Origin of the sequence: Sagittula stellata E-37, from assembly GCF_039724765.1 — a bacterium.
In the GTDB taxonomy this organism is placed as follows: Bacteria; Pseudomonadota; Alphaproteobacteria; order Rhodobacterales; family Rhodobacteraceae; genus Sagittula; species Sagittula stellata.
Genome location: NZ_CP155729.1, coordinates 873,455 through 884,762, shown reverse-complemented (window position 1 = coordinate 884,762; position 11,308 = coordinate 873,455). Strand labels below are relative to the sequence as shown.

General features: G+C 58.4%; 9 protein-coding genes and 1 pseudogene. 4 read left to right on the top strand and 6 right to left on the bottom strand.

Going from position 1 to position 11,308, the window contains the following annotated elements; all coding sequences use genetic code 11:
* The first annotated feature begins 114 nt into the window (after positions 1 to 114).
* Positions 115 to 810, top strand: coding sequence for a GntR family transcriptional regulator (locus ABFK29_RS04145; protein WP_005854949.1), 696 nt, complete (start codon positions 115 to 117; stop codon positions 808 to 810).
* Between the two features lie 278 nt (positions 811 to 1,088).
* Here the strand turns inward: ABFK29_RS04145 and ABFK29_RS04140 are convergent.
* Positions 1,089 to 1,667, bottom strand: a pseudogene (locus ABFK29_RS04140) (ATP-binding protein); the annotation flags it as partial.
* A gap of 66 nt (positions 1,668 to 1,733) precedes the next feature.
* On the opposite strand from ABFK29_RS04140, the gene ABFK29_RS04135 reads away from it, so the two are divergent.
* The 3 genes from ABFK29_RS04135 to ABFK29_RS04125 all read left to right on the top strand — a co-directional run bounded on the left by ABFK29_RS04135 (position 1,734) and on the right by ABFK29_RS04125 (position 4,453).
* Positions 1,734 to 2,887, top strand: a protein-coding gene (locus tag ABFK29_RS04135; protein ID WP_232281494.1) for an IS3 family transposase whose coding sequence is annotated in 2 segments (ribosomal slippage) — positions 1,734 to 1,986 and positions 1,986 to 2,887 — 1,155 coding nt in all. Because the reading frame shifts where the segments join, the coding sequence is not laid out codon by codon here.
* A 239-nt stretch (positions 2,888 to 3,126) separates the two neighbouring features.
* Positions 3,127 to 3,633, top strand: a complete 507-nt coding sequence (locus ABFK29_RS04130; protein ID WP_005854941.1) for a ClbS/DfsB family four-helix bundle protein — start codon at positions 3,127 to 3,129, stop codon at positions 3,631 to 3,633.
* A gap of 62 nt (positions 3,634 to 3,695) precedes the next feature.
* Positions 3,696 to 4,453, top strand: a protein-coding gene (locus tag ABFK29_RS04125; RefSeq protein WP_085983406.1) for an IS5 family transposase whose coding sequence is annotated in 2 segments (ribosomal slippage) — positions 3,696 to 4,017 and positions 4,017 to 4,453 — 759 coding nt in all. Because the reading frame shifts where the segments join, the coding sequence is not laid out codon by codon here.
* A 213-nt stretch (positions 4,454 to 4,666) separates the two neighbouring features.
* Here ABFK29_RS04125 and ABFK29_RS04120 read toward each other — a convergent pair.
* The 5 genes from ABFK29_RS04120 to ABFK29_RS04100 form a co-directional block, all read right to left on the bottom strand.
* On the bottom strand, positions 4,667 to 5,728 hold the full coding sequence (locus tag ABFK29_RS04120; RefSeq protein WP_005854931.1) for a serine hydrolase domain-containing protein: 1,062 nt from the start codon (positions 5,726 to 5,728) through the stop codon (positions 4,667 to 4,669).
* A gap of 66 nt (positions 5,729 to 5,794) precedes the next feature.
* Positions 5,795 to 7,459: a dipeptide ABC transporter ATP-binding protein gene (locus tag ABFK29_RS04115; RefSeq protein ID WP_005854929.1), complete on the bottom strand. Its 1,665-nt coding sequence runs from the start codon at positions 7,457 to 7,459 to the stop codon at positions 5,795 to 5,797.
* The gene (locus ABFK29_RS04110) at positions 7,456 to 8,394 is read right to left on the bottom strand and encodes an ABC transporter permease (protein WP_198135670.1); all 939 of its coding nucleotides are present in this window, start codon (positions 8,392 to 8,394) and stop codon (positions 7,456 to 7,458) included. Before ABFK29_RS04110 ends, ABFK29_RS04115 begins: the two co-directional genes overlap by 4 nt.
* A gap of 1 nt (position 8,395) precedes the next feature.
* A complete protein-coding gene (locus tag ABFK29_RS04105; protein WP_040603999.1) occupies positions 8,396 to 9,352 on the bottom strand; it encodes an ABC transporter permease in 957 nt (318 codons plus the stop codon).
* A gap of 104 nt (positions 9,353 to 9,456) precedes the next feature.
* Complete coding sequence (locus ABFK29_RS04100; RefSeq protein ID WP_050772334.1) at positions 9,457 to 10,995, bottom strand: ABC transporter substrate-binding protein; 1,539 nt, start codon at positions 10,993 to 10,995, stop codon at positions 9,457 to 9,459.
* Positions 10,996 to 11,308: the final 313 nt, after the last annotated feature.

Here is an 11,308-nt window from a genome sequence, read left to right as displayed (position 1 = left end):
GGCAAAGCTCGTCATGCTTGGCTAGGCTCGCTGACCTCTCGGACTTTCCCTGTCCGGCAAAGCTCAGACTGGCACCGCAATCTTCACCCCCCCCCGTCGCAATGGCAGGACCGAATGCGAGACATCTCGACCCAGCACCAACAGATTTACCAGACCTTGCGAGAGCAGCTTATCTCCGGCCAGTTCTCGCCCGGCACGAATGTAAGCGCACGGGCGATCAGCCAGACGATGGGGGTGGGGCTGATGCCTGTCCGCGGGGCGATCACGCGTCTTGTGGGGGAACGGGCGCTTGAGGTGCAGCGCAATGGCCGCATCTGCGTTCCGGCGCTGACCGCACATCGTTTCGAAGAGCTGATGCAGGCGCGCCGGCAGCTTGAACCACTTTGCGCCATGCGCGCCCTCCCCTTTATGACGCCTGAGAAGATCGCGGATCTGCAAGCCTGCGACGAGCGCATGAACCAAAGCTATATGACGGGCGATGCCGGTGCGTACATGAGAGAGAACTACCAGTTTCACTTTACGCTCTACAGGGCCGGTGAGTCAGAAGTGCTGGTACCGCTGCTGGAAAGTGTCTGGATGCAATTTGGACCATTCATGCGCAGCGTCTTCAGCATGGAAGAGAAATCCGATATCGTCGACAAGCATCTGATGGCGATCGAAGCGATCAGGCGGAGCGATGCCGACGCCCTGGGGCTTGCGATCCACGCGGACATTGCAGACGCGGTTCACCTCCTCAAGCAAACGCTTTCCGACGGATCAAACGCACGGCCACTCGCGTCGAACGCTGCCGAAGGTGGTGAAGCGCCTTGAGGCGACGGCGTCCCTGCAGCTCACCTGGGTAATTGACGTCTTAGTTTCATCGACCACAAAGGTCCCGCGCTATCGCAAAGCCCACGCAGCCAACTGAAGCGAAAAACCATGACGCTTTCGCGCCAGGGTCCTCTGAATGTCGAATGTCCTGCAAAAGCGACTCTCGCCGAGCGACACAGCTGTTGATTCCCACGAAGACCTGACCCGGGGTTTCCATCGAGAACTGACCCACCTTTTGAGTTATGCGGATCAGTTAACGGCTGGGTCAAGACAAGCGTGGCCTCCTTCGGTTTCCGGGTTGCGGCCTCGGTGCGAGCCTTGAAGTGGCAGCGGTGGGTGAGGCGGTCGAGCAGCGCGGTGGTCATCTTGCCATCCACTGCCCGGCAGTGCATTGTGAAACAATGTAACGAGAGGGACCGAAGATGGTGGTCCATTCGCAGAAGCTGAGGTTGGTGGTGATGGCCACACTGGTGCGCTCGTACAGTTTGCTCAGGAGATGGAAGAGCAGCGCACGCCCTGATGTGCTGCACTGCAGGTAGCCCAGTTCATCCAGGATCGCGAGGTCGAAGCGCGTCAGCGTCTCGGCCAGGTGGCCGGCCTTGTCTTTGGCCTTTTCCTGCTCGAGCGTATTGACCAGTTCGATGGTCGAGAAGAAGCCTACCTTTCGACGACGATGTTCGACCGCCTGAACGCCGAGGACCGTCGCGACATGGGTTTTCCCGTGCCGGGGCCCCAATGAGTACAATGTTCTCAGTGGCTTTGATGAACTCGCCACGGTGCAGCTGGCGCACCGTAGTTTCGTTGATCTCGCTGGCGGAGACGTCGAAGCCAGCGATGTCCTTGTGAGCTGCCCCCCGAAATTCGGACACTGACATAAGCTACGATTTGCAGTCTGCTGATCTTCGACGAGAAGGAGATCAGAGATGTCGAAACGCAAGCAGCACGCGCCTGAGTTCAAGGCAAAGGTCGCGCTGGAAGCCCTGAAGGGTGAAGAGACAGCGGCCGAGCTGGCGAGCCGGTTCGGGGTGCATCCAACGATGATTCATCAATGGAAGCGTGCCCTGCTCGAAGGCGCGTCGGGCGTTTTCGAGCGCGGGAGCCGCAAGAAGGCCGAGATTGACGAGGAGCAGGTGAAGGAGCTCCACGCCAAGATCGGGGAGCTGGCGGTGGCCAACTCTTTTTTGGAACGAAAGCTGAAGCCTTGGGGCGGGAAGTGAGGCGCGGCATGATCGAGCCTGACCACCCGGACCTATCGATCGGCCAGCAGTGCAAGCTGCTGTCGATCGCGCGCTCGTCTTTCTACTACACCCCCAAGGGCGAGACCGAACAGAACCTCTGCCTGATGCGGGGGATCGACGAGCAGTTCTTGGAGACCCCGTTCTTCGGCGTCCGGCAAATGACTTGGCACCTGCGTAACGACGGACACCCGGTGAACGAGAAGCGGATACGGCGGCTGATGCGCCTGATGGGGCTCATGCCGATTTACCAGAAACCCAACACCAGCAGGCCAGCAAAGGGCCACAAGACCTATCCATATCTGCTGAGAGGGCTGCGGGTGGAGCGTCCGAACCAGGTCTGGTGCTCGGATATCACCTACCTACCCATGCGGCGCGGGTTCCTCTACCTCGTGGCGATCATGGACTGGCACACCCGCAAGGTTCTGTCTTGGCGGATCTCGAACACGCTGGAGGCCGACTTCTGTGTCGAGGCGCTGAACGAGGCCATCCACAAGTTCGGCCCGCCCGAGATAATGAATACGGATCAGGGTTCTCAGTTCACGCCCTTCGCTTGGACGGATCGGCTCCGCCGGTCGGGCGTGAAGATCTCGATGGATGGGAAAGGCCGGTTTCTCGACAACATCTTCATCGAGAGGCTGTGGCGCACCCTGAAATACGAGTGCGTCTACCTGCATGCCTGGGAGACAGGATCGGAAACGAAGGCGGTGATCCGGAAATGGATGACCTTCTACAACCACCAGCGCCCTCACTCAGCCCTCGGCGGCAAGCCACCGGCGCTGGTCTATTGGCAGAGAAATGATATCAACCAACCCGGTCAGCAGGTGCAACGAGTAGCTTAATTTACGCCAGATACTGTCCAAGAGATGGGGAGTAGCTCAATGAATGTCCGCAGTGGGCCGGGATCGGCCTTGGAGAATCGTCCGGTTCGAATGTCAGCTCGGGGCCGCGAGCGGCGGGCGCTGCGTCCCGCCAGGTGTTCGGCTCGGTGCGTCGCCGCAAGTCTGCTCCGAGCCCGTTCCCCTCATTGGCGACGACGCGCGTTGGGCCTATCCTCTTCGAAGAAGAGTAAGGAAACACGATGGGCGTGCCTGCATCGAAAACAGAACTTCTGGATGCAATTTCAAAGACATTCGGCAACCTGATATCTGACCTGGAGCGTGTTCCACCGGAGCTTGCACGCACGGCCTCAATGGAAGGACATGCCGCTGGAACGATGATGAGCCCCGCCGATCTGGTGGCCTATCTGCTTGGCTGGAATGAACTCGTTTTGCGATGGTTGGAGCGGGATGACCGTGGTGAGGTCGTGGAGTTTCCCGAAACCGGCTTCAAATGGAATCAACTCGGCTTGCTGGCCCAGAAGTTCTATGCAGATTATCAGCATCTTGACTGGCAGAACCTCCTGATCCGCCTTGCTGCAGTCAACCACAGGCTGGTTGAAACCATTTCATCCCGGACGCATGACGAGCTTTATGGCAGCCCTTGGTATGGCAAGTGGACGAAGGGCCGGATGATCCAGTTCAATACTTCGTCACCCTACGCGAATGCGCGCACGCGTATCCGGAAATGGTTGATGGCTGTCAGCTAGGTTCAGGACCCATTGATTTGGTTGAGCGAGCGTGATTCACCGTTCGAAAACGAGCGGTGAACATGTCTGATCTCTACTGGTTGAGCGATGCGCAGATGGCGCGTCTGGAGCCTTACTTCCCCAAGTCGCACGGCAAGCCCCGGGTTGATGACCGGCGCGTTCTGAGCGGTATTATCTTTATCAATCGCAATGGATTGCGGTGGCGAGATGCGCCAAGGGAATACGGCCCGCACAAGACACTCTACAACCGCTGGAAGCGGTGGAGCGATAGAGGCGTCTTCGCCCGGATCATGGCCGGGCTGGCGGGCGAGCATGGTGAGGAGACGACCGTGATGATCGACGCAACTCATCTGAAGGCCCATCGCACGGCGTCCAGCCTGGGCGTGAAAAAGGGGGGCGTGGACGGCTGATTGGCCGGACGAAGGGAGGCATGAACACGAAGTTGCACGCCGTCTGCGACAGCCATGGCCGGCCCATCGACCTGTTCCTGACTGCCGGCCCCGTCAGCGACTACATCGGGGCGCGTGCGCTGGTCGGCGGGCTGCCAGACGTGAAATGGCTGCTCGGAGATCGCGGCTACGATGCCGACTGGTTCAGAGAAGCCTTGCAAGACAAGAAGATACGCCCTTGCATCCCGGGCCGGACGAAACGGAAGACGCCCGTCCCGTACGACAAGCGCAGGTACAAGCGTCGCAACCGGATCGAGATCATGTTCGGCAGGCTCAAGGATTGGAGACGGGTGGCGACCCGTTATGACCGATGCCCAAAGACCTTCTTCTCAGCGATCGCACTCGCTGCGACCGTGATCTTCTGGCTTTGAGAGAGAACGAGTCCTGACCCTAGGCGACGGACGGCATCCCTTCTTCCTGCTCCTAAATCATTCCGATGATTTGCGCCTCGGTGAAACGGCTCTTGCTCATGTGTCTGATCCTTCAGAGTTGGTGCAGACTCTACATCACGGTGAGGGGTTTCGCGTGGGGCGGGTCAAGGCACGCTCGGCTTCCTGTCAGTAATCAACGACGCCCGGATGAGATCAGCGGGACCAGACCATGGGCCCCACTTCGTCGGTGAAAATATCGCAGACGGCCAGAAATTCCTGCATCGTCACGGTGGCCAGCTCGCCATGGAAGGTGCCCTGGTTCCGGCCGATGGCCTGCTCGTCCGTGATCGCGTGCCGATGGACGAAGGTCATATCCAGAGCAGGCAGGCACAGTGCGTACTGACCAAAGTTTCCGACGGCAAAAAACGACCCTCGCCACCACGGTTTGCCTGCCGGCACATCGGGCAGCCACCACAGGTAACTGTAGCCCGCGATGCGCTCCATTCGATTGTCCATATCGCGCGCGGCGGTGAACATGCTGGTGCTTTCGGTCACCCAGTTGGGGGGGATCAATTGCTGGTCGTCCCAGCGCCCTCCGCGGGTCATCAGATGCCCGATCCTCGCCAGATCGCGCGCGGACAGGAACATGTGATAGGCATAGTACCTCGAGGCATCCGGATACCCGAGCATACGCTGCCGGTTGATATCGAAATCCTGAAGCCCGAGAGGCCCTGCAAGATGCTCCTCGAAGGCCTTGAACACGCTCTTGCCGGTCAGCTTTTCAAAGGCGGCGCCCAGAACATTGAAATCCCAGTTGTTGTAGAAGAAGTGCTTTCCCGGAACCTTGCTGCCGCGCTCCGGAATGCCCTTGGTGTCACCACCGGGGCTTCCGGCAGGATGATATACGCCTGAACTGGAGGTGATGAGGTCGCGCAGGGTGGCGGTCTTTTCGATATCCAGCAGGCCCTCATTCTCGTCTATGCCAAGGTCTGTCATCGTCGCATGCAGGTCGATCACACCGCGCTCGACGTAGATGCCATAGAGCATGGACAGGATGCTCTTGCGCACGGACGCGCAATAGCTGACCTGGCTGACATCCCCGTAGTCATAAAGAACGTCGCCGCCGGCAATCGCGATGAAGGATGTTGTCACGAGGCGATCGAGCGCTTGCGTCGCGGCATCTGCAACCTCGGCGGTGAAGCCGTATGTGTCTTTGTCGGGGCAATCGCGCCAGTCACGCGCCGGAATATTGCTGATCTTGTGAATGCGTTTCATGTCGTCCTCAGTATGGGCTGTATATGCGCGAGCGGGGCAGACGTGACGGCCACCGCCTGCCGGCGGTCATGCCGGAGCGGCATCCGCCAGAAGCCGCCGGGCGCGCAATTCGGCTTGCTGCACCGGGTCCGGAATTGGCACGGCATTGACCAGACGGCGGGTGTAGGCGTCTTGCGGGTTGTTCAGAACCTGGTCGGCACTGCCGGATTCCACCAAAAGACCATTCTTGAGCACGCCGACGCTGTCAGACACCTGTTCGACGACGCTCAGGTCATGGCTGATAAAGAGCGCGCCAAATCCGAGTTCCGATTGCAGCTCCTGAAACATGTCCAGCACGCGGGCCTGCACCGACACATCCAGCGCAGAGGTCGGTTCATCCGCAATCACCAATTCCGGCTTCAATGCCAGCGCCCGCGCGATCCCGACCCTTTGGCGCTGACCGCCAGAGAGCTCGTAAGGGTAGCGACCGGCCATGCTCCGGGCGAGCTGAACCTGATCGAGAAGCTCTTCGACCCGTTTCCTGACGTGCGCCGTGTCGCGATCCAGCCCGTGCATGCGCATGGGTTCCGCGATGCATTCGAACACCGTCATGTGGGGATTGAACGACGTCGCCGGATCCTGAAAGACAAAGCCGATCTTGCGGCGCATTTCGCGAGGCAGACGCGTCGTCCCGGCGGAAAACTCCTGGCCGAACATCGTGAGCTTGCCACCGGACACCGGCGACAAGCCGACGAGAGAGCGCGCAAGCGTGCTTTTGCCAGACCCGCTTTCCCCAACGAGGCCAAAGACCTTGTCCCGCCTGATTTCGAAGGACACGCCGCGCACGGCATGAAAGGCGCTGCGGCCACGTCCAAATGTCACCTCGAGATTTTCGAGTCTGATCAACGTATCTGCCTCAGGAACAGAGACGTCCGGCTCGGCGATTTGCGCGGTTGCACCCGACAACTTTGGAACGGCGGCGAGCAGCTTTCGGGTATACGCGTGTTGCGGCCGGGCAAAAAGATCGTGGACAGGGGCAAGCTCCACGACACGGCCCTGATACATCACCGCCACCCGATCCGCGAGATCGGCAACGACACCCATATTGTGCGTGATCAGGATGATCGAGGTATCGCGTTCATCCCGGCATTTGCGCAGCAGCGCCAGGATTTCCGCCTGAACGGTCACATCCAGCGCCGTCGTGGGCTCATCCGCGATAATGACCGACGGATCGAGCGCCAGCGCCATGGCGATAACGACACGCTGCTTCTGACCGCCGGAGAGCTGGTGCGGGAAATAATCAATGCGCCGCTCCGGGTCGGGGATTTCAACACTGCGCAACATGTCGAGCGCCAAAGCCCGCCGTTGAGCCGCATCCGTCATGCCATGGGCACGCAAGCCTTCTTCGATTTGCCAGCCGACCTGAAACAGGGGGTTCAAGGCCGATGACGGCTCCTGAAAGATCATTGCCGCATCCGAGCCACGGATTTTCCGCAACTGCGATGCGGATGCTTTCAACACGTCGCGGCCCTGAAGAATGACTTCACCGCTCGTGATGGCATTGTCCGGCTCCAGCCCCAACACCGTTCTCGCCGTCAGAGACTTTCCAGACCCGCTTTCACCCACAATTGCGAGGATCTCTCCCTTTTCAAGCTGGAGACTGACATTGTCCACAACCGTCAGCGTGCGCCCGCCGTGGTTGAAAGCGACACTGAGATTTCGAAACTCCAAGGGATGCGTCACAGGTGTCATGCTCTTTCCAACTTCTTTGCGGCTGGGAAGAAAAGCCGCTGCAACATATTCTCGCGGGATGCTCGCAAAGTGCTCTTGTCCAGCAAATCACGAAGTCCGTCACCGATCAGATTGAGACCGATCACCGTGAAGACCAACGCCATGCTGGTGAACGCCACCATCCACGGGAAACGGGTTATGACGGATTTGCCTTCATAGAGGATATTCCCCCAACTGGGTTCCGGGGCGGGCATGCCTGCCCCCAGAAAACTGAGCGCAGCTTCGACAATAATCGTATCGGCGAAGATAAAGGTGGCCTGAACAACGAGGACCGACAAGGTGTTCGGCAGGATGTGCCGCCACATGATATAAAGCAGCCTGGCGCCGAATGCGACGCTCGCCTCGACAAAGGGTTCAGACTTCAGGGACAAGGTCTTGGATCGAACAATACGCGCGACGTTCGGCGTAAACACGATGGTGAGCGCAATTACCAGATTGGTCACGTTCGGACCAAGGGAGGCGGTGAGTGCGACAGCCAGAAGAATGGCCGGAATGGCCATGACGCCATCGCAGATCCGCATGAGAATATTGTCGATCAAGCTCGAAAAGCTGCACAGGATACCGACAACCGTTCCAAGAAATACTGATGAAAACGCCACGGAAGCGCCGAGCATGAGTGACGTCTGCGCCCCGTAGATCAACCGCGCCAGAAGATCGCGGCCGAACTGGTCTGTTCCCAGAATATGTTCAAACGAAGGGGGTTGGAGGCGATCCCTCGGCGATACGCTAAGTGGCTCGAGGTTCAGGACCAGCGGCAGGATCACCGCCAGCACTGCCACCACCCCGAAAATCACCGCCCCTAGAACGAGGTTATGATTTCCGAGCATGCGAAAGGCCAGGGATGTGTTGTTGAATTGAATCTGGTCATCATCTTCGAATGTCGATGGATGTGTCATATCACCGGCCCTTTTCAGAAAGACGAACGCGAGGGTCGATCAAGCCATAGAGCAGGTCGATGGACAGGTTGATCAGCAGGTAGGCAACGGTGATGAACAGGACAACGCCCTGGATCACGGCATAATCGCGCCGGGAAATTGCATTCACCAGAAGCGAGCCGATACCGGGAATGTTGAAGATCGCCTCGGTTACAACGGCACCGGTCACCAATGTGCCGAATGACAAACCGACCATTGTCAGGATCGGAAGACCGGCATTTCGGAGGGTGTGCGTGAACAGAAGCCGGTTTTCGGAAACGCCCCGGGAGCGAGCGGCGTCGATATATTCGGAATTGAGCACATCCAAGACTGCGGCGCGCGTGGTGCGTGTGATAAGCGCCGCAAGGATCGTGCCCAGAGACAACGCAGGCAGCGCGAAATGGCGGAGGGCGTCCAGCGGATCCGTGAAAAAGCTGACATAGCCCGCAACGGGCAGCCAGCGCAGGATCACGCCAAACAGCAGGATAAGTAGAAGCCCGAGCACGAAACTGGGCACGGCCTGACCGATGAGCGTGACGCCCATGACCCCCTGATCGAGGGCCGATCCCCGATAGCGGGCCGCAAAGGTTCCGAGGGGAATAGAAATCAGGAGCGTGACAATCAGCGACAGGATGGCCAGCTGCATCGTCGGCACCAGTTTCGTCAGGATCGCATCAACCACAGTGGTCCGGAGAAACAGCGAATACCCGAAATCTCCACGCAGAACCGCAGTGAGCCAACTCAGGTACTGGACCCAGAACGGCTCATTCAGACCAAGCTCTTCCCGCGCGGCCTCGATATCCGACGACAAGGCATCGCTTCCCAGAAGAGCCGTAACGGCATCACCCGGGCTGAGGTAGTTTATGAGAAACACAATGAGGGATACGACCAGAAAAACCGGCACCAACGTCAGTATTCGCAACACAGTGTATCGCAACATTTGTAGATATCCTTTTATCATGGCAGTGCAGCTTCAGGTGATATCGCGTCACCGAAGCTGCAGAGAAGGCCACCAAGGCGGCCCTCCCTTCAATTGCCACTTACTCAATCAGCGAGTTCGATCGCCCAGTAGACAGTGCCTTCCATCATGGGAAGATCCGCGATCTTGGGGCCATACGCCAGAACGCTGTCGATATCACCAACCTTCGTCGAAGGCAGATAAGTGATATACCATTCCTGCAGCTCGTCGTACTTCGCACTTGCGGCTTCAATCGTGGGCGTTGCCCGATATTCAGCAAGAAGCTCCGGGAGCGCGGGGTCGTTTGTCCAGCCCGGGAATTTCGGGTTGTAATGCGTCAGAAGGCTCGGTTCGATCTTGTAGGTATTGCTCAGCACGATGATCTGCCATTCTGACGGCATTTGCCGCTTCTCCGCAAAGGTCGGCCAATCGTAAGCATCGATCCGGCTTTTGATCCCCATCCCCAGAAGCTGTTGCTGCAAGACAATCGCCGGATAATACATGTCGGAGTAATCGCTCGAGGTCAGCACCACCAGCTCGGACCCGTCATAATCTGTTTCAGCCAAAAGCTCACGTGCACCTTCGATGTCGACAGGATTGAAGTCGGCTTTTCCCACCTCTGTATTCCAGATTGCTTCCTGGGAGGCGAACATCTGATGATGTGTCAGATGGAAGAACTCCGGATCAACGCCGGCAAGCATCAGTTCCTCACGATCAACCCCGATGTGAATGGCCCGACGCGCTTTGATGTCGGTGAACAGCCCTACTGTCTTGTTGAAGATGATGTTCAGGGATGTCCACGGATAAGGTTTGAGCGTGATCCCTTCCTTATCGCGAAGATCCGCCAACGAGTCCGCGGGCACATCGGTATTGATATCGTAGATGCCGGTGAGAAGCCCATACGACCGGGTCGACTGATCCGAAACGAAATTGAACGTTATCGTGTCATACTCAGTGGTACGGTCGCCGGAAAGGCCATCCTTGGGGCCCTCGAATGCGGTGTAGTCGTCGTTCTTTACCAGCGTGATGGATTGATCCGGAACCCAGCTGTCAAGCTTCAGGGGCCCGGTGCCCACGTATGTGCGCACGGGAAGGTCTCCGGCCTCTTCCAGAATTTCGCGCGGCATGATCGCGGCATTCTGTTGCGCGCCGCTGGACAGCGTATAAAGGACGGTGAAGCTGGCGTTCGGCACTTCGAGCACAACTGTATTGGGCTCCTCCCCCGCACGCCATGTCCCTTTTCCGACGGAGGCGCGGCCGGGAGCAGACAGGCGAGTCCACCGCTCCATCGACGCGACCACATCCTCGACTTCCAGAGGGGTACCATCGTGGAAAACGACCCCGTCGCGCAATTTGAACGTGTAGGTTTTGCCGTCTTCACTGACCTCCCACGATTCAGCAAGCGCGGGCATTGGCTCCATCTTGGCGTTCTGCGTGATCAGACCTTCGAATATGATGCGAGAGATCTGGTTTGGCTCGGCCGAGGTCGTGACGTGGGTATCAAGGCTTTCGGGTTGCGCAGGCACGGCGACAATGATTTCGGCGCCTTCAGCCATTGCGTCCACGGCACTGAAAGACAAACAGGCAAGGGCTGCCAGCGTTGCACTGCGAATAGGGTTGGACATTTATTTCATATCTCCTGTTGGTGGGCGGCGGCGTTGCTCGATCATGCGATTGCGTTGAGTCTTTTTACTTCCGCAATGAGGGACTTGTTCGACGATGGCACCTCCAATGAGCCGGTGATTGGGCGAAAAGGTCCGCCAGTTCAGGACCTTGGATCGCGTTAAGAATGTGCGGCATGTCTTGCCGACACCGCCCTTCGGCTGCATGGAAGCCGGTGCGACCGGCCGATATCTAAGTATACGAGACAGGGGATACGCGGCAAATTACCGACTCCCAAAGCACTGCTTAGGCCAGACCAAAGCACGTGAGTGTCAA

Coding starts and splice junctions, on each gene's coding strand:
- ABFK29_RS04120 (WP_005854931.1), bottom strand. CDS start 5,728: ATGAAACGCATTCACAAGATCAGCAATATTCCGGCGCGTGACTGGCGC.
- ABFK29_RS04130 (WP_005854941.1), top strand. CDS start 3,127: ATGGGCGTGCCTGCATCGAAAACAGAACTTCTGGATGCAATTTCAAAG.
- ABFK29_RS04100 (WP_050772334.1), bottom strand. CDS start 10,995: ATGTCCAACCCTATTCGCAGTGCAACGCTGGCAGCCCTTGCCTGTTTG.
- ABFK29_RS04145 (WP_005854949.1), top strand. CDS start 115: ATGCGAGACATCTCGACCCAGCACCAACAGATTTACCAGACCTTGCGA.
- ABFK29_RS04115 (WP_005854929.1), bottom strand. CDS start 7,459: ATGACACCTGTGACGCATCCCTTGGAGTTTCGAAATCTCAGTGTCGCT.
- ABFK29_RS04105 (WP_040603999.1), bottom strand. CDS start 9,352: ATGTTGCGATACACTGTGTTGCGAATACTGACGTTGGTGCCGGTTTTT.
- ABFK29_RS04110 (WP_198135670.1), bottom strand. CDS start 8,394: ATGACACATCCATCGACATTCGAAGATGATGACCAGATTCAATTCAAC.